Below are 18,161 nucleotides of genomic sequence, written 5' to 3'. Positions count from 1 at the left end.
TGGGATAAACAACGCAGTGAACGTTTGCCACTGCGTTTTGTGCGGTGATCAGTTTTAGCGCGCAGAAAGCACAGTGATTAACTGGTGACTTTCGCCAGGGTTGAGCGTTTTGCCCTGAGTAATACTGTCTGCATGCAGAGTGGATTCTACACACAGCATGGTTTTGTAACCGTCATCGCTCATGTCCGCCATGCCAGCGGCACCTTGAGCCCAAGGGTTCCAGAGCACGGCGCTGTTGTGACCTTGGTTTTCAATGCACAGAGTACGTTCAATGACTGGGTCTTTAACCACAATCTCTTTCTCAGGTTGCGTGTAGACGCGATCGATCGTGTCGGTCAATTGTAAAACTTCACCGCCATTGCATAGTTCGCCCGCTTTCAAACTGTCAATGTACTCAGAGCCCATGCCCATAGTTTGAGTTTGTTCAATATCACCGACGTTCAAATAGGTATGCAGAGCGCCCGAGAAAGTGAATGCGTCGTCATCAATATTAAGAATGTTGAGTGACACTTTCAGTTCATCGCCGATCTCGACGATTAGGCGAACATCAAACATATGAGGCCAGAGATTGTGCGATTCTTCTGTCGGGAACAAGGCGAGTTCCACGATCACACCGTTGTCGTTTTCGCGGTGTTCAACCAGTTCCCACTCTGAAGTGCGAGCAAAGCCGTGTGCAGGTGCTGCAATGCGGCCAAACCAAGGCCAACAAACCGGAATGCCGCCGCGCAGCGCAGTTTTTCCATCAAATACTGCCTTGTCACTCATCCAAATGACGTCAGCTGTACCCGTCGGCTGATAGGAGACAACATGGCCGCCAAACAAAGAGATACCTGCGGTTGCTTTCTCGTGAATCACACGAACAATTTTGACATTGTCTTTTTCAACAATGGTGACGCAATCAGACAGGACAGTCAGCGCCGGAAGTGAATTAAGATCCATCTGAATTTCCTTAACAATCAGTTTCAAAAGATTCGTTTTAGAAACGGACCGTGAAGTCAGACACTGCAGAGAGTCTAAAGCTCCATTGCTAACCTCAAATCCGTGATACTAAAAAGGCGACCTAAGGTCGCCTTTTTGTCTAACGAAATTCTTCGCTAAGTGCTTATTTTACTAAGTAGAAATTACTTAGAGATGTGAGCAATTAGGTCTAGAACTTTGTTTGAGTAACCGATTTCGTTGTCGTACCAAGATACAACTTTAACGAAGTTATCAGTTAGAGCGATACCAGCTTTAGCATCGAATACAGAAGTTTGAACTTCACCGATGAAGTCTTGAGAAACTACTGCATCTTCAGTGTAACCTAGAACGCCTTTTAGTTCGCCTTCAGAAGCTTCTTTCATTGCTGCACAGATAGCTTCGTAAGATGCGCCGTTCTTAAGGTTAACAGTTAGGTCAACTACAGAAACGTTAGCAGTTGGTACGCGGAAAGCCATACCAGTTAGTTTGCCGTTTAGTTCTGGAAGAACAACGCCTACTGCTTTAGCTGCACCAGTTGAAGATGGGATGATGTTCTGAGAAGCACCACGACCACCGCGCCAGTCTTTAGCAGAAGGACCGTCTACAGTTTTTTGAGTTGCTGTAGTAGCGTGAACTGTAGTCATAAGACCAGATTCGATACCGAACTTGTCGTTAAGAACTTTAGCGATAGGAGCTAGACAGTTAGTAGTACAAGAAGCGTTAGAAACGATGTCTTGACCAGCGTAAGAAGTGTGGTTAACACCCATTACGAACATTGGAGTCGCATCTTTAGAAGGACCAGTTAGAACAACTTTCTTAGCACCAGCTGTGATGTGTTTACGAGCTGTTGCGTCGTCTAGGAATAGACCAGTTGCTTCAGCTACTACGTCAACACCGATTGCATCCCATTTTAGATCTTCTGGGTTACGCTCAGCAGTTACACGTACAGTTTTACCGTTAACGATTAGGTTACCGCCTTCAACTTCAACAGTACCGTTGAAACGGCCGTGAGTTGAGTCGTATTTCAACATGTAAGCCATGTAATCTACGTCGATAAGGTCGTTGATACCTACAACTTCGATGTCAGCACGCTCTTGCGCTGCACGGAAAACGAAACGACCGATACGGCCAAAACCGTTAATACCTACTTTGATAGTCATTATAGTTGCTCCACAACTTAATTTCTGATTAAAGATAACTGGTAGTAAAATTACAGAATCCAGTAAACATCTGCAAGTGATAATCGGACTTAACTTGTTTAAAGTCAAAAAAAAGCGACGCTTTTTTTAACAATTCTTTGCAAATGCTCGTTTTTTAAACTTTGAACCGGTTATTCTACTCACCAATTGGCGTAAAATAACTCAAGAGCAGGTGCTCTAAGCAATTTTAAAACATAGGACATGATGGTGAGAAAGTATGTGCTACAACCATGATGCTCCGCAAGTTTTTTGCACAAAAAGTCGTCAACATTAATAAGAAAAAGGGAAATTAGTGACGTGACAAAAGAAAGTAAAGTTGTGCTCAAGTCAGACCAGCAATGGCGTGAGCAGTTGTCTGAACAGGAATATCATGTGTGTCGTGAGCAAGGAACCGAACCTCCTTTTAGTGGCAAGCTACTGCACAATAAAGACAGCGGAGAATATGCATGCACTTGCTGTCATGCGCCGCTGTTTTCTTCTGTTAACAAATACGACTCAGGCTGTGGTTGGCCAAGTTTTGATGCGCCGATTAATGAGACGGCTGTCCTGTATTTAGATGATTTTAGTCACGGAATGAAGCGAGTAGAGATCCGCTGTGCACGATGCGATAGCCACTTAGGGCACGTTTTTCCTGATGGACCTAAAACAACCGGAGAACGTTTTTGTGTCAATTCAGTGTCGTTAATTTTCAACAAAATTGAAACTAATGAGTGATTTTTCACCGAACGCTGTTCCCCGCTTTCAGTCATATCGTGTCTTGCTATCATACTGAAAGAGTCAAAATGGCGTGAGTAACCAAGAGACAAAAACCTTCCATGTGGAAGGTTTTTGTTTGAGTGCGTCGTTCTTTGAAAGAAGCGCTGAACTAAAGCTGCATTGTCATCAGCGTGTGGCTACGAAGGTATCAGGCTACAAGTCACTCGGGATCATCATAGAGCGGTATTGCCCTTTTTCGAGTGCGGATGCCACTTGCTCAGCTAAAGCATCCAACTGTTTGTACTCCTGCGCACTAAAGCCAAACATCAGTTGCATTTCTCGCTCTGTGGCTAAGGGCACATCAAACTCTTTTGCGACCATTGCCCAAACGTAAGCTTGCTTCATTTGACGTAACCCTTGATGGGTACTTGCCAATGATTTTAACGCTTCGGTATTCACTTTACCGTCTTTAGTCAGCTCGAGAGAATGATTAAGCAGTTGGATGGTTTTCGTTTGATCACGTGTGGTATAAAACGTTGCCAAGGCGTATTGCATTTCAGCGGTTTCTAGCGCAGGTGTACCTTCCATCTGTAAAAACTGGCGACGTGCATTGGTATTGCCGGTCTGGCTCCAGAGGAAATAGAGGCTTTCAGGTTCACGTGAAGAGCTAAGTTCTTGCACAATACGTTCAAGCTCAGAGATGCTATGCACCAGCGCATTAAAACGTTTTTGTTTTAACGCACTTTGATCGATGGGTGTAATTTGCGAAGCCAACTCCAAGCACTTGCGATACTCTGCGGTTAGCTTGTATTCCTTAATCTTGTTACTGTCGGATGGGTTTTTCAGCACCTCAAAGCGGTGCCAAATGAGGTCAGTACGTGCAACACGGCACTGCCCGTCATCCATATTCAGTTTTTCACAGCGTAGCCCTGGTTGTGATTGACACAGTTCTTCCGTGGTTTTGTTGCCTTCTAAGCAGCCACTGAGTAGCAGCGGTATGCTAAGGGCGAATAGCCAAGTTTTTTTACTCATGGTGATTTGCTTGTGATCCATTACAACAATTTATTTACTGTTTCTTGACTCAGTTTAGTATCCAGATATGTTCTGTGAACAAAATGTTAGTGTAAAGGTATGTTATGAACACAGAGCAGCTACTCAGCGCAATGACACCAGAAGTTTACCAACGTCTGACGTATGCAGTAGAAACAGGACGTTGGCCAGAGGGTACACCACTTTCACAAACACAGCGAGATTCCTGTATGCAAGCTGTGATGTTGTATCAATCTAAGCACAATATTGATGCTGAGCATATGTCAGTGGCTGCGGGTGGGGAAATCTGCTTTAAGTCGAAAGCAGAGCTGAAAAAACAGTTTCAATCGGGTCAGGAAGATATTGTCCGCGTTAATCCAAATAGAGATTAGTCGTTAAAGAACCTAGAACCTAGAACCTAGAATAGATCCAGGTTCTTGGTTTTTACTTTATAAGCTCATCTCACCACGCAGCACTTGCTGCATTTGTGCTTTCACTTCTTCATAAGACAGATTTTGACTCAATAGGTAGTGAAGTTTTGCTAAGGCTGCTTCAGGCGTCATATCGTAACCGCTGATCACGCCTGCTTCTGCGAGGGCGCAGCCAGTTGCATAACCACCCATATTCACTTTACCCGCTAAACATTGCGTTAAGTTGACAACAATCACGCCGCGTTCAGACGCTTCTTTAAGATGGGCCAATAGCTCTGGATTTTGTGGCGCGTTGCCCACACCAAAGGTCAACAGAATCATCGCATTCACTGGCTGCAGTAAGGTGTTGCGAATCACTTCGTGTGAGATGCCTGGGTACATGGTGATCACACCGATAGGTTGCGGGGTGATGTTATGAACTTTGAATTCGCCTTCTGGTTGCGCGCCGACTTTGATGCTGTTGCTGATCTGGATGTTGATCCCTGCTTCAAGCAGAGGCGGTAAGTTTGGCGATGTAAACGCATTAAAACCATCTGCGTGCGATTTCACACTGCGGTTGCCGCGCATCAACTGATTATTGAAGAACAACGTGACTTCGTTGATTGGGTAATTGGCTGCAATATGTAGTGCGTTAAGCAGATTTGCTTGACCGTCAGAGCGCAGTTCCGCCAAGGGAATTTGAGAGCCTGTGACAATGACTGGCTTACCAAGGTTTTCCAACATGAAGGAGAGCGCCGAAGCGGTATACGCCATGGTGTCGGTGCCGTGTAGGATAACGAAACCATCGTATTTGTCATAGTTGTCACGAATGTCGTTGGCAATGTGTTGCCAATCTTCAGGGGTCATATCTGAAGAGTCCATCAATGGTTCGTATTCGTGAATGGTGTATTGCGGCATTTCTGGGCGATGGAATTCCGGCATGTTTGCTAACTGCTTTTCCATGAAACCAGCGACAGGAATGTAGCCATGATCAGACTTCTTCATGCCGATAGTACCGCCAGTGTAGGCAATATAGATGTGTTTTCTTGTCATAGTGAGTGATCACTTAGGTGTAGGGGAACAGAGCGGCGATTATAGCGAAAACTTGGCTAAGAAAAAGAGGCATCTGCTACACAGATGCCTCTCACTTCTTACTTCTACTGCACTTCGCAGTTCAAACAGAAGGCGTAGTAGCCTTTCGGATCGTTAAAATTTTGCAACAGCGAAGCGTGCTGCTCCATTTGTTGGGCGACAGGCTGTAAGCTCGGTGGCAGTATGCTTTGAATATCGACGCCCATAGAGATTTTCACTTGCTTCATAAACTCTTGGATAAACTGCTCAGTCGGTGAGAGCGGCTCTTCGACCCAGTAAAGGTTGTAGTTCTCTAGTTGAGCCATTTTTGCCGCTTCAGCAACGGCGTCATCGAAGTCGCCGATTTGGTCAACCAGACCGTGTTGCAGTGCATCGTAGCCGGTCCACACTCGGCCTTGAGCCACTTTATCCACTGCGTCCAATGACAGATCGCGATTATCACCGACTAGGCTGATAAAACGTTGGTAACCGTGTTCAATGCCCATTTGGAAGGCTTGTGACGCCCCTTTTGAAAGACCTGTCGAGATGCCTTCACCAGAGAATGGCGATGTACCGACACCATCAGTGTAGATACCGAGTTTATTGAAGCCTTTTTCAAAGGTAGTAATGACGCTAAAAATACCAATCGAGCCAGTAAGCGTGGTGGGTTGAGCAATAATCTTATCCGCGCTCATGGAAATCCAATATCCGCCGGATGCAGCTAGGCTAGACATGGACACCACAATTGGCTTGCCAGCGTCTTTTAACGCCTGAACTTCGTTACGAATCACTTCCGAAGCGAATGCGCTGCCTCCGGGGCTATCCACACGCAATACCACCGCTTTTACTTTGTCATCATTACGAGCTTGACGCAGTAATCCGGCAACGGTGTCGCCGCCCACTGTGCCACGCGGTTGTTGACCATCCATGATGGTGCCGCTGGCGACGACAACGGCAATATCATCGGCATTCACATCAAAGTTATCGTGCATGGTTGCTCGGTAGTCGTAGTAGCTGATGGCTTTGTAGCTGTCATCCCCGCTCGCGCCAAACTTCTCGGCTAGTTGCGCTCTCAGTTGTTGGCGAGTTGCGAGCTCATCGACCAAACCAAGTTTGATGGAAAGGGCCGCGAGATCGCCGTTGACGGATTTCAACTGAGACAAAAACTCTTCCATCGAAGGATTGAGTGTTTTTGGGTCGATGTTGCGATTATTCGCCACATCGTCCACGAAAGCGCCCCACAGTTGCGTTAACCAACGTGTCGCAGATTCCTTAGCAGCAGGTGACATATCATCACGTACAAACGGCTCAATCGCAGATTTATAAGTGCCAACACGGAAAACATGCGTTGTCACATCGAGCTTTTCGAGGAGCGTTTTGTAATAGAGATTAAAAGCGCTATAGCCTTTCAGCATTACCCCGCCATCAGGCGCGAGATAAATTTTATCGGCGTAGCTAGCAAGGTAGTATTGGCTTTGATTATAGAAAGCGCCGACGGCGTAAATGGGCTTACCCGAGGCTTTGAATTCATTGAGTGCTTTGGCAATGTAACGCAGCTTGGTGAGGTTGGTCTCAGGCATATCGCGTAACGACAACACCAAACCAGTGATCTTCTCGTCGTCTTTGGCGTAGCGAATGGTGTCCACGACATCAAACAACACGTTCTCTTTAGGAATTTCTTCACCAAACAATGAGCTGGTGAAAGAATCCATCGGATTGATATAAAGGCTTTGTTCGACGATAGGGCCGGATAGGTTTAGCACCAATGCGGAAGGCTGCTCAACCTGAGGCTGAGTGTCATGGCCGTAGAAATAGACAAAGTAAACGAGCGCAACAGACAGTAGAAAAATCAGGTTGGTGAGTGCGAGACGCACAAAGGTAATGGCTTTCCATATTCCTTTAAAAACCAAACCGATGAGTTTGAATAATGATTTCATTGTTTCTCCGTAACGAGATGCCTCAACCATTCACATGAAAGATCGATATGATCGCCAAACTGGCACCAACGCCATCAATAAGTCATGCAAAAGATAACAGTTATCAAAGCTTAACACGCAAATAATCCAAATGGCATAGCTCACTTAAGATTGATCGGTGTTACAAAAATGTAAACGCATGTTTGATTTTTTAGATAAGAGCTCATACTCTGGTCTGACCACGATAATAAAAATGGAAGTTTGTCATGTCTGCCATGTACCCACATTTGTTACAGCCTTTGGATCTCGGATTCACTCAACTGCGAAATCGAGTGCTCATGGGTTCGATGCATACAGGCCTTGAGGAGCATAAGGAAGGCTTACAAAAACTCGCTGCGTTTTACGAAGAGCGTGCCAAAGGTGGCGTCGGTCTGATCGTGACGGGCGGCTTTTCACCGAATTTACGCGGTCGTCTGCACCCGCTGAGTGCGGAATTTAGTAAACCCAAACACGCTCAAGCGCATAAAGTGGTGACGGAAGCCGTGCACAAACATGGCGGGAAAATCGCGCTGCAGATCCTGCATGCTGGCCGCTACGCGATGCATCCTTTTGCGCAAAGTGCCTCTGGCATCAAAGCACCTATCGCGAAGTTTGCACCCAGCGAAATGAGCCCAAGACAGATTCGCAAAACCATCGAAGCGTTCGCCAACAGTGCAGGTCTCGCGCAACTGGCAGGATACGATGGGGTAGAGATCATGGGTTCCGAAGGTTACCTGATCAACCAATTCCTGTGTAAGCGTACCAATATGCGTTATGACGAGTGGGGCGGTACCTACAAAAAACGCATGCGCTTTGCTGTGGAAATCGTCAAAGCGGTGCGCAAAGCGGTAGGCAGTGACTTCATCATTATTTTCCGCCTTTCTATGTTGGACTTGGTGGAGCAAGGCAGCACGTTTGAAGATGTGATTATGCTCGCCAAAGCGCTCGAAGATGCAGGGGTGACGATCATTAACACTGGCATCGGCTGGCATGAAGCGCGAGTACCGACAATCGCAACGCAAGTGCCTCGTGGCGCTTTCACTTGGGTTACTGAGAAAGTGAAGCCGCATGTCTCTGTGCCGATTGTGACCTGCAACCGAATCAACACCCCAGAAGAAGCAGAGCGTATTCTCGCTTCTGGTCAAGCGGACATGGTGTCGATGGCACGACCTTTCCTCGCCGATCCGCATTTCATTGCCAAAGCTGAGCAAGCAAAATCTCACCTTATCAATACCTGTATAGGCTGTAATCAGGCGTGTTTGGACAACGTATTCAAAGGCAAACGAGCCAGCTGTTTGGTTAACCCACTGGCGTGTCATGAAACCGAGTTGGTGGTGACGCCTGCGAGTGAGAAAAAACGCATTGCGGTGGTGGGCGCAGGTCCTGCTGGGTTAGCGTGTTCAACCACCTTGGCGCAACGTGGTCATAGTGTTGATTTGATTGAACGAAATGATCGTATTGGTGGTCAGTTCCGCCTCGCGATGCAGATCCCTGGCAAAGAAGAATTTCGTGAAACCATTCGCTACTTCGCCAATATGATTGACGAAACAGGGGTGAACTTACGCCTCGATACCGACGCCACGTTAGAGCTGCTCAAAGAGTACGATGAAGTGGTGCTTGCCACAGGGGTTGAACCGCGCAAAGTGAATATCGACGGCTTAACCGAGAGCAGTAAAGTGATCAATTATCAAACATTGATCCGAGAGAAAACCCCAGTCGGCAACAAGATAGCGATTGTCGGTGCCGGGGGAATTGGTGTCGATGTCGCGAGTATGGTCACAGAACCTGCTCAGCACAACCTAGACGACTGGCTACAAGAGTGGGGTATCGATAAAGAAATGACGCAACCGGGTGGCTTGTACCCATTCCCGGATGCGATGAGTGACAAAACAGTGTGGTTGCTGCAACGTCGTAAAGGCGCGGTAGGCAAAGGTCCGGGAAAAACCACAGGTTGGATTCACAAGCGCACATTGGAAAAACGTGGCGTGAATTTGCTCGGGGGCGTGAGCTACGACAGTATCAAGCCTGAAGGATTGGAAATTACCGTCAATGGTAAGAAACAGTTACTTGATGCCGACACCATCATCATTTGTGCAGGGCAAGAATCGGTTCGCCCATTTGAAGACAAATGGCATGAGCTTAGCGATAAACTGCATGTGATCGGTGGGGCCGATTACGCAGGAGAACTGGATGCGGTTCGCGCGATTAAGCAAGGGGTCACGCTTGCGACAAAACTTTAATCGGTGAAGGTTGAAGGTTTGAACATAAAAAATGCCGCGAAGTGATTCGCGGTATTTTTGTTTGAGCAGTTCTTGCGTAAATCGTGAATTTCCACAATAAACAGGCGGTTATATGGCGTAGTGAACTATGCTAAAGTGTAAACGCAAATCGATACCACTATAAGGATTCTTGGATGGACGCTCTCGATCTTCTACTTAATCGTCGTTCTATTGGTAAATTGGCCGCTCCAGCCCCAGAAGGCAAAGCACTTGAAAATATCATTCGTGCGGGATTAAGAGCCCCAGATCACGGCGCGCTGACGCCTTGGCGCTTTGTCATCGCGCAAGGCTCTGGCCTGCAGAAGTTGTCAGACATCCTAGTGAAGGCGGCACAGGCCAAAGGCAGTGAAGAATCGGTGGTGGAAAAAGTGAAAAATGCCCCATTTCGTGCGCCGATGGTGATCACCGTGATTGCGAAAGTGACCGAGAGTGAAAAAGTCCCGGCATTTGAACAGCATCTTTCCGCGGGTTGTGCTGTGCAAGCAATGCAAATGGCGGCTGTGGCTCAAGGATTCCAAGGTTTTTGGCGTTCGGGTGAATGGATGTTCGATACGGAAGTGAGACAAGCGTTTGGCTTACAGGGAGACGATGCCATTGTGGGCTTCCTCTACTTGGGCAGCGCAGAATGTTCTGCGATGAAAGTGCCAGAGCGTGATCTGGCTAAATTTGTTGAGTATCTATAACTGTCTATACATACAGTTTTTGTTGATTTTTAAGGGCCACATCCGCTAATGTGGCCCTTTGTTTGTTGAGCTCGAAAAATTTGTTATGACCCGTCTGTTTATCGCTGAAAAACCCAGCTTAGGCCGCGCGATTGCTGCCGCATTGCCCAATCCTCAAAAGAAAGAACAAGGCTTTATTCGCTGTGGCAATGGTGACATCGTGACGTGGTGTATTGGACATTTGCTGGAGCAAGTTGAGCCAGATGCTTACGACGAACGTTATAAAAAATGGAATATGGCGGATTTGCCCATCATCCCTGAGCAATGGCAACTGCGCCCACGTCCATCGGCCAGTAAACAATTGACCGTGATTCGCAAGCTGCTAAAAGAAGCAAGTGAAGTGATCCATGCAGGCGACCCTGACAGAGAAGGGCAATTGCTGGTGGATGAAGTGCTGGATTACTGCAAACTGAGCCAAACCAAAAAAGCACAAACCCAGCGATTGTTGATCAGCGATCTCAACCTGCCTGCAGTTAAGCGTGCGTTGAATAGTCTGCGCAGCAATCGTGATTTCATCCCACTGTCGGTTTCTGCACTGGCACGCTCACGGGCTGATTGGCTTTATGGCATGAATATGTCACGCGCTTACACTTTGCTGGGGCAAAAAGCAGGCTATCAAGGTGTGTTGTCAGTCGGACGAGTACAAACGCCGGTATTGGGGCTGGTGGTGCGCCGTGATGAGGAAATCGAGAATTTCGTTCCGCGTGATTTCTTCACTCTTCACGCGCTGATCCCTTATCAGAATGGCAGTGAACCGTTTGACATCAAAGCACGTTGGAAACCGAGCGAAGCTTGCCAACCTTGGCAAGACGAAGAAGGGCGAGTCTTGAGTCGTAAACTGGTGGAAAATGTTGCCAGTCGTATTGCCAATCAACCTGCTACCGTGACGGAATCGGAACACAAACAGACCAAGCAAGCCCCGCCTTTGCCTTATTCGCTGTCGGCGCTGCAAATTGATGCGGCTAAACGCTATGGTATGAGTGCACAACAGGTGCTGGATACGTGTCAGTCACTGTACGAAAAGCACAAACTGATCACCTACCCACGCTCGGATAACCGTTATCTTCCTAAAGAACATTATGCGCAGGCCGCCAGTGTCAGCCAAGCCATTGCCAACAATGCGAAAGAGCTGGCCGATGCGGTGAGTGGCGCTGATCTTTCTTTAAAATCGAAAGCGTGGAACGACAGCAAAGTCGAAGCCCACCATGCGATTATCCCCACGCCGAAACAAGCCAGTGTTAACGCGCTGTCTGGCTACGAAATGAAGATCTATCAATTGATCGCCAGACAGTATTTGATGCAGTTCTATCCCGCTGCCACATACGCTGAAGCCAAACTGGTGTTTGAGATTGCTGGTGGTGTCTTTATTGCGAAAGGTCGCCAATTGACGTTCGCTGGTTGGAAAGCACTCACGGGAGCAACAGAAAAAGAAGAGGATGGGGCAGATACCGTACCACCCCTTGCGAAAGGCACTGTGCTTACCTGTCGAGAAGGGGTAATCAAAGACTGTAAAACCGAGCCGCCAAAGCACTTTACCGAAGCGACCTTATTGCAGGCGATGACGGGAATTGCACGTTACGTCAGTGATAAAGAACTGAAAAAAATCTTAAGAGAGACCGACGGATTAGGTACGGAAGCGACCAGGGCGGGCATACTCGATACTCTGTTTAAACGTCAGTTACTCTCTCGACAAGGCAAAGCCATTCTTAGTACTCCAGCAGGGAGAGGGTTGATCCATGCGTTGCCACAAGAATCAACTTATCCGGATATGACGGCTCACTGGGAGCACCAATTGCAAGGCATGGCTGAACGCAACCAAGCCTACCAGCCATTTATGGCTGCCTTGCAACAGCGTATTTCGGAATTAATGCAGCAGGTCAAAACATCACCCGTGCCGAGCTCGCTGCGTCAACTGCCACCAGTGGAGCGCCCAGAGTTTAAGCGCAAGAGACGCACCAGTAGCAGCAAGAAAACGGCGTCAACCGCGACCCAAAAAAGAACCAACAAGTCGGCTTAAACCCCATGATGAGCATTCCTCTGATCTATCACCCAATCTACTCTCAGTTGCCCCTGCCAGAGGGGCATCGTTACCCGATCATGAAATATCACCATCTTTATCAAGCGGTGTGTCGATATCAGCAACAGCATCTCGAGTGGCAGCAGGCATTTGCTTTTTATCAGCCAGAAGCGTTATCGATTGAAGCCATTAAGCAAGTTCACCAACAAGAATATGTGGATCTGCTGACGACGGGCCTATTGCCTGCGGCGAAAATGCGCAGAATTGGTTTTCCTTGGAGTGAAAAACTGATTGAACGCACGTTAACCTCAACCGCAGGCACTGTGCTGACAGCGGAAAAAGCGTTGCAACATGGCGTTGCGATTCATCTCAGTGGCGGCTATCACCATGCCCATTTCGACTATGGCAGCGGTTTTTGCTTGTTCAACGATCTCGTGATGGCTGCACATAAAGCGTTGGAACACGGCAGCGTCGACAAAGTGTTGATCATCGATAGCGATGTGCATCATGGCGATGGCACGGCCACTTTATGCCAACGGCGCGACGACATTGTGACGCTTTCTTTCCATTGTGATAAGAATTTTCCTGCTCGTAAGCCGGACTCTGATCTCGATATTGGTTTGCCAAGAGAGTGCGGTGATGAGGCGTTTCTTGCGGCGTTTAAAGAGGTGGTTCCGATGGCGATACGTCTCCATCAACCGGATCTCATTATCTACGATGCCGGTGTCGACATTCATCATGAAGATGAGCTGGGATATCTCAACGTCTCCACCGACGCTTTGTATCAACGTGACGCTTTTCTCTTTGGGCAGGCCAAAGCTAATGCGATCCCGGTTGCCGCGGTGGTAGGTGGTGGATATCGAACGGATCATGAAGCGCTGGTGCCACTGCATTTGCAACTGCTCAACGCGGCGTTCGATGTGTATCGTTCTACACCAGATTGATGCATATTCGTGCCAAGATGTTTGCTCGAAAACGTTGTTTTGACAAAGTGTGCTATGCATCAACTTTCACTATAAATTTGAATTAATTAAATAAGCGTACGCTCATATGTTTAGTACGATGATGTTTTGCACAATAACGAATGGAGATGGCCTTACTCTGAAGGTGGGCGTTAGGTCTTCGCACTCCTCGTTAACAAAAGCAAGCAATCAAAGGACAATGTCCTCGAAGGGCATTGAGCAAGGGAATGGCAATGATAACGATTTGTCCCGAAACGCTTCCCATTGGTTGGCTTTCAATCACTCAAGAAGGATGGATTGAAGCGTATAACCAGCAAGCACAATCTTGTGAGCTTTGGCATCAACCCTTGATGGTAGGGGAAGCACTCACGTGCGTTCATCCCAGTCGAATCTTTTATGAATGGGTAAAGCAGCTTTCCGCTCAATCCCCGCCACTCAGCATCATGTCTACCCGCGCGACGCATTGGACGCTTTCGGCAAGCCCAAGAACGCAAGGTGGTTTCGATTTATGGTTACAAGAAGCCGTTTGTGATGATGCGCTCAGGGACGAAAATACCCGCTTACGTCGTGACATTGAACGGCTTGACTTTGCTGCTCAAGGCGCGAATTTGGGCATTTGGGATTTCAATCCGTCAACGGGCTGTATCTTTGGCAATAAAACGTGGGCGACACAGAAAAAACTCGAACCTAATCATTTGTTTGCTGATGATGCTCTGTTTTCTGAGATCATCAATGGCATCGAAAAATGGTCTGAAATCGTTCACCCTGATGACGTGGCTGAAACCACAGATAAGATTCAAGCCCATTTAGACGGTGAGACGGAGCTCTACCATGCCGAGTTTCGCGTACGTTGCGGTGATGGTCAGTGGAAATGGATTTTAGATCTTGGGCGAGTGTTCGAACGCGATCAAGATGGTGTCCCTGTGCGCATGAACGGCATCCATGTTGATATCGATAAACTCAAGCGCCTGCAACAGAGTCTTTCTGAAACCAAAGACAAAGCGGAAGTGGCAAACCGTGCAAAATCGATTTTTTTAGCCAACATGAGCCATGAGCTTCGCACACCGTTGAATGCCGTGTTGGGCTATACGCAGTTGATGAAGTGCGATCAACGCTTAACTGCAAAACACCACGAATATCTCGAAATCATTAACCGCTCTGGTGAGCACCTGTTATCGCTGATCAACGATGTGTTGGACATGTCAAAGATCGACGCTGGCCATAGTGTAGTAGAGCGCAAGTGGTTTAATTTCCGAGAAGTTTCTGAAGAGATTAATGACCTCATGCAGATGAAGGCAATGCAAAAGCAACTGACATTGCACTGCCGCGTTGAAGATTCAGTACCGCATTTTGTATTAGGTGATGTCGTGAAAACGCGACAAGTGCTGATCAACTTGCTGGGAAATGCGATTAAATTTACATATCGAGGCAATGTCCGTTTAAACATTGCCAGCGAGGCTTTGCAAAATGGCCAGCACAAAGTAACGTTTGAAGTGAGTGATTCGGGCATTGGTATTAGTGAAGAAAACCAAGAACGCGTCTTCCAACCTTTTGAGCAACTGGATTCTGATATTACGCAAAATGGCACAGGGCTGGGATTGAGCATCAGTAAGCAGTTTGTCGAACTGATGGGAGGCCAATTGGTGCTCAAAAGTGAGCTTCATCGAGGCTCTACTTTCTCATTCAGTCTTGTGATGGAAACCAGTGAGCATTTGGTTGAAAACAAGCCTGCGAATTTGCCCAGAGTCTTAGGGTTAAAAAGTGGTTCATTCAGTCCTAAGATTTTGATCGCAGAAGACCAGCTAGACAACCAGACGTTGCTTGCCACGCTTTTGCAGGAAGCGGGCTTTACCGTCAAACTGGCCAGAGACGGCGAAGAAGCGGTTGCTCTGCATAAGAGTTGGGGCCCTGATTTTATTTGGATGGATCGTCGTATGCCGAAAAAAGATGGCTTGCAAGCGACGAAAGAAATCCGTGCCGCCTCAGAGAACAGCCAGGTAAAAATTGTTGCCTTGACCGCCAGTGTCTTTAATGACGAGATAGAAGAGATGTTAGCGTCAGGTATGGACGATTTTGCGCGTAAGCCGTTTATGCCGCAAGATTTGTTTTACATGATGAAGAAGCATCTCGATCTCGAGTATGACTATGAACAGAGGCAAGACGAGGCAGAGAACACATCCTTCGATGACTTGGATCTGAGCTTTTTGGATGATTTAACCCACGAGTCGACTCAAGATATTGTTGAAGCGATAGAGCAAGGGCAGCAGCAGGAGCTCTATTACTTGTTCGAACAAACGATAGCGAACAGTGAGGTTCGCACCCGTCTAAACAGCTTGGTAGAGAACTATCAATTTGATGAGCTTTACGAGTTATTTCAAGAATAAAAAAGGGCATTGCGGGAAAAGCGTCGCAATGAAAGCAGATGAAAGTAGAACCATCGAATACGGAAATTTTGGTTGTTGATGATACCGTTGATAACGTCAAGCTTTTAAGTCAGTTGCTGCAAAACGAAGGTTATTTGGTGAAAGGCGCTTTGAGTGCCAAGAGTGCATTACGCATGTGCCAAAAAAAGAAACCTGATTTGATATTGCTCGACATCATGATGCCAGAGGTGGATGGCTATGAACTGTGTCGACAGCTAAAAAAGGATCCCTCGACACAAGATATCCCGGTGATCTTTCTCAGCGCCTTAGATCATGTTCAAGATAAAGTGCGCGCATTTCAGATCGGTGGTGTCGATTATATTCAAAAGCCTTTCGAGGTGATGGAAGTGTTGGCCAGAGTTCGCACTCATGCGGGTTTGGTGACATTGCAGCGCGCATTGATCGAACAAAATGAACAACTAAAAAGAATGGCGACCACCGATGCACTGACGGGATTGGTCAACCGCCGCTATCTTGCCGATATGGCGGGGAAAGTGTCAGGGAACTTTGCTCTGATTTTGTTTGATATCGATGATTTCAAGACTATCAATGACCAATATGGGCATCATGTCGGAGACGAAGTTTTAGTGAGAATCGCTGAGATTACTCGCAGAGTCATTGGGCAGCATGGTTACTGCGCAAGATGGGGTGGGGAGGAGTTCCTGATCTTACTGCCGAACTTTGATGCCAAACGTGCCTACGATCTGGCCGCTTGTATTCAAGATGAGTTCAATGAATCGAAGGGTACGCTGGGTGCTTACCACTTCACCGCAAGCTTCGGAGTCGCATGCAATCAAGGTGCACTCTCGTTTCATCACGTCATTCGCCAAGCTGATGCCGCAATGTATCAAGGCAAAAAGAGTGGCAAAAACCGTGTTGTATCAAGCAGCGCCATGGAGAGCCGCGAAATTTAAAGATGCGGCATTGCTAGTTAGGGCTAAAGTTGCTCTTCAATGGGTAAAATGCCAGCAAACCAAGCGCCGATTTTCCGCCATACCGTGGCTTCCGGTTCGGAATCAAACCAAACTTGAGATTGGTGATCAAACCAAGCCACTTCACCGTTTTTCATTCGCACCTGATAGGCATTGGTTTCTAAACCCATAGGCAATTTGGCTTCTGACGATTGAACGTAATCAGGATGTTCGATCACTGCTGCCATTTCGGTGTTGAGCAAAGCCGAACGAGGATCCCAGTTCATGGAGCCGGCAAACAGCAATCGGTGGTCGATTAACAGCACTTTAGCATGCAGGCTTGAGCGGCTGCTGCCAGTGAAACTCCATTTGCTGTCAATTCTTGCGCTGGCTTTGGTTTCCCATAACTGAATGCCCGCTTCGACAAGATCTTGTCGATACTTGGCGTACCAGCCGTGCACAGCAAAGACGTCATTTGAGGCCAAGCTGTTGGTGACAATAGTGATGTCGACGCCGCGATGGGCCGCTTCTACCAAGGCTTGTGTGCCGCGTTCCGTTGGAACGAAATAGGGCGAGATAAGGACGAGGGAATCCTTCACGGTTCTTAAAAGCGAAGCGAGGTTGTCTGCTAATTGTGGTGCTTGTGTGTCGACTTTGTCAGGCAGATCATACCAAACCTGCCCTTTACCCCAATACCAAACCAAACTCTTATCGGTAAACTGTTGGTACAGTTGCAACTGAGTAAAGTCGTATCGACCTTGAGTAAACTTTTGTTCTAGTTGGGTTTCTTTTAGCCAAGCTTGCAATTCCTCTTCGGTGACGGGAATGGGGTTGTCGGTGAGCCACTCAATTGGTACGGCATGGAGACTGTTCCAATACAAATCAAATTGCTCGGCGGTCTGTTCAACGCTGTTGCCATAAAGCATCAAATCAAAATCCCCAAATTCGACTGGAGAGTTAACCGAAAAATACTCGTTACCGATGTTACGGCCACCAACAATGGCCACCACACTGTCTGCGGTGAGGGACTTATTGTGCATGCGCCGATTGAGTCGTGAAAAATCACTGGCCATCGCAAGCGTACGTGCCGTTCGATATTGATGCGGGTTAAACAAGCGAATCTGAATGTTGGGATGAGCGCTTAATCGAGCCAATCCTTCATCGTTCCTTTTCTGCATATCATCGAGGAGAATTCTAACTCGGACCCCTCGTTGGGCAGCTTCAAATAAACGCCATGTCAGTAATTGTCCGGTTTCGTCATTGCGGAAGATGTAGTATTGCAAATCGAGCGTTTTATCGGCTGCCTCGATTAACGCCAATCTCGCGAGAAGCGCATCATGCCCTTTGTCCAGAGGGAAAAAAGCGGTCAAGTTTTCTCTGTCTTGAGGATGATGGTTAAGATAGGCCGAAAGGCGAGAGTCGGCTTGGTAGCCCAGTTGGTAGCTCGGTTGCTTGTCGAACGGTGAGTGATTTTCGAGTGATGTACACGCGCAGAGCAACATCACAGAACAATACGTCAATGCTTTATGG

The 18,161-nt window shown here is 47.4% G+C and carries 14 protein-coding genes; 8 read left to right on the top strand and 6 right to left on the bottom strand.

Annotated elements, in window-relative coordinates:
• Positions 1–54 precede the first annotated feature (54 nt).
• Together VV1_RS14905 and gap are read right to left on the bottom strand one after the other, a co-directional pair.
• A complete protein-coding gene (locus VV1_RS14905; protein ID WP_011080939.1) occupies positions 55–939 on the bottom strand; it encodes a D-hexose-6-phosphate mutarotase in 885 nt (294 codons plus the stop codon).
• Positions 940–1,121: 182 nt separating this feature from the next.
• Positions 1,122–2,117 (bottom strand): type I glyceraldehyde-3-phosphate dehydrogenase, encoded by a 996-nt coding sequence (gene gap, locus VV1_RS14900; protein WP_011080938.1) that lies wholly within the window; start codon positions 2,115–2,117, stop codon positions 1,122–1,124.
• 336 nt (positions 2,118–2,453) lie between these two features.
• Here gap and msrB point away from each other — a divergent pair, with 336 nt between their 5' ends.
• Positions 2,454–2,870: a peptide-methionine (R)-S-oxide reductase MsrB gene (gene msrB, locus VV1_RS14895; RefSeq protein WP_013572152.1), complete on the top strand. Its 417-nt coding sequence runs from the start codon at positions 2,454–2,456 to the stop codon at positions 2,868–2,870.
• 195 nt (positions 2,871–3,065) lie between these two features.
• Here msrB and VV1_RS14890 read toward each other — a convergent pair whose 3' ends face one another.
• Complete coding sequence (locus tag VV1_RS14890; RefSeq protein WP_370293212.1) at positions 3,066–3,884, bottom strand: DUF2989 domain-containing protein; 819 nt, start codon at positions 3,882–3,884, stop codon at positions 3,066–3,068.
• Between the two features lie 104 nt (positions 3,885–3,988).
• Here VV1_RS14890 and VV1_RS14885 point away from each other — a divergent pair, with 104 nt between their 5' ends.
• On the top strand, positions 3,989–4,273 hold the full coding sequence (locus VV1_RS14885) for a YeaC family protein (protein WP_011080935.1): 285 nt from the start codon (positions 3,989–3,991) through the stop codon (positions 4,271–4,273).
• Between the two features lie 57 nt (positions 4,274–4,330).
• On the opposite strand, the gene ansA is transcribed toward VV1_RS14885, so the two are convergent.
• A complete protein-coding gene (gene ansA / locus VV1_RS14880) occupies positions 4,331–5,344 on the bottom strand; it encodes an asparaginase (RefSeq protein ID WP_011080934.1) in 1,014 nt (337 codons plus the stop codon).
• A 104-nt stretch (positions 5,345–5,448) separates the two neighbouring features.
• A complete protein-coding gene (gene sppA / locus VV1_RS14875; RefSeq protein ID WP_011080933.1) occupies positions 5,449–7,299 on the bottom strand; it encodes a signal peptide peptidase SppA in 1,851 nt (616 codons plus the stop codon).
• A gap of 245 nt (positions 7,300–7,544) precedes the next feature.
• On the opposite strand from sppA, the gene VV1_RS14870 reads away from it, so the two are divergent.
• The 6 genes from VV1_RS14870 (at position 7,545) to VV1_RS14845 (ending at position 16,634) form a co-directional block, all read left to right on the top strand.
• On the top strand, positions 7,545–9,557 hold the full coding sequence (locus tag VV1_RS14870; protein WP_011080932.1) for an NADPH-dependent 2,4-dienoyl-CoA reductase: 2,013 nt from the start codon (positions 7,545–7,547) through the stop codon (positions 9,555–9,557).
• Between the two features lie 173 nt (positions 9,558–9,730).
• Positions 9,731–10,279 carry an NAD(P)H nitroreductase gene (locus VV1_RS14865; protein ID WP_011080931.1) on the top strand — a complete coding sequence of 183 codons (549 nt, stop codon included), beginning with the start codon at positions 9,731–9,733 and terminating at the stop codon, positions 10,277–10,279.
• Between the two features lie 85 nt (positions 10,280–10,364).
• On the top strand, positions 10,365–12,335 hold the full coding sequence (locus VV1_RS14860) for a DNA topoisomerase III (protein ID WP_011080930.1): 1,971 nt from the start codon (positions 10,365–10,367) through the stop codon (positions 12,333–12,335).
• Between the two features lie 5 nt (positions 12,336–12,340).
• Positions 12,341–13,279 (top strand): histone deacetylase family protein, encoded by a 939-nt coding sequence (locus VV1_RS14855; protein ID WP_011080929.1) that lies wholly within the window; start codon positions 12,341–12,343, stop codon positions 13,277–13,279.
• A 251-nt stretch (positions 13,280–13,530) separates the two neighbouring features.
• Complete coding sequence (locus VV1_RS14850) at positions 13,531–15,681, top strand: PAS domain-containing hybrid sensor histidine kinase/response regulator (RefSeq protein WP_243742150.1); 2,151 nt, start codon at positions 13,531–13,533, stop codon at positions 15,679–15,681.
• Positions 15,682–15,719: 38 nt separating this feature from the next.
• Positions 15,720–16,634, top strand: a complete 915-nt coding sequence (locus VV1_RS14845; protein ID WP_011080927.1) for a diguanylate cyclase — start codon at positions 15,720–15,722, stop codon at positions 16,632–16,634.
• A 23-nt stretch (positions 16,635–16,657) separates the two neighbouring features.
• Here the strand turns inward: VV1_RS14845 and VV1_RS14840 are convergent, their stop codons facing one another.
• Positions 16,658–18,133, bottom strand: coding sequence for a phospholipase D family protein (locus VV1_RS14840; RefSeq protein WP_043921106.1), 1,476 nt, complete (start codon positions 18,131–18,133; stop codon positions 16,658–16,660).
• Positions 18,134–18,161: the final 28 nt, after the last annotated feature.

The organism is Vibrio vulnificus CMCP6 (genome assembly GCF_000039765.1).
Taxonomy (GTDB): Bacteria; Pseudomonadota; Gammaproteobacteria; order Enterobacterales; family Vibrionaceae; genus Vibrio; species Vibrio vulnificus_B.
Note: the sequence above shows the minus strand (reverse complement) of the source record. Positions and strands in the feature narration are given on the sequence as shown.

Bases quoted from the DNA above. Each gene is read 5' to 3' on its own strand.
- VV1_RS14855 (WP_011080929.1), top strand. From the start codon at position 12,341: ATGATGAGCATTCCTCTGATCTATCACCCAATCTACTCTCAGTTGCCC.
- VV1_RS14845 (WP_011080927.1), top strand. From the start codon at position 15,720: ATGAAAGTAGAACCATCGAATACGGAAATTTTGGTTGTTGATGATACC.
- VV1_RS14890 (WP_370293212.1), bottom strand. From the start codon at position 3,884: ATGAGTAAAAAAACTTGGCTATTCGCCCTTAGCATACCGCTGCTACTC.
- VV1_RS14865 (WP_011080931.1), top strand. From the start codon at position 9,731: ATGGACGCTCTCGATCTTCTACTTAATCGTCGTTCTATTGGTAAATTG.
- VV1_RS14840 (WP_043921106.1), bottom strand. From the start codon at position 18,133: ATGTTGCTCTGCGCGTGTACATCACTCGAAAATCACTCACCGTTCGAC.
- VV1_RS14905 (WP_011080939.1), bottom strand. From the start codon at position 939: ATGGATCTTAATTCACTTCCGGCGCTGACTGTCCTGTCTGATTGCGTC.
- gap (WP_011080938.1), bottom strand. From the start codon at position 2,117: ATGACTATCAAAGTAGGTATTAACGGTTTTGGCCGTATCGGTCGTTTC.
- sppA (WP_011080933.1), bottom strand. From the start codon at position 7,299: ATGAAATCATTATTCAAACTCATCGGTTTGGTTTTTAAAGGAATATGG.
- VV1_RS14860 (WP_011080930.1), top strand. From the start codon at position 10,365: ATGACCCGTCTGTTTATCGCTGAAAAACCCAGCTTAGGCCGCGCGATT.
- VV1_RS14885 (WP_011080935.1), top strand. From the start codon at position 3,989: ATGAACACAGAGCAGCTACTCAGCGCAATGACACCAGAAGTTTACCAA.
- VV1_RS14850 (WP_243742150.1), top strand. From the start codon at position 13,531: ATGATAACGATTTGTCCCGAAACGCTTCCCATTGGTTGGCTTTCAATC.
- ansA (WP_011080934.1), bottom strand. From the start codon at position 5,344: ATGACAAGAAAACACATCTATATTGCCTACACTGGCGGTACTATCGGC.
- VV1_RS14870 (WP_011080932.1), top strand. From the start codon at position 7,545: ATGTCTGCCATGTACCCACATTTGTTACAGCCTTTGGATCTCGGATTC.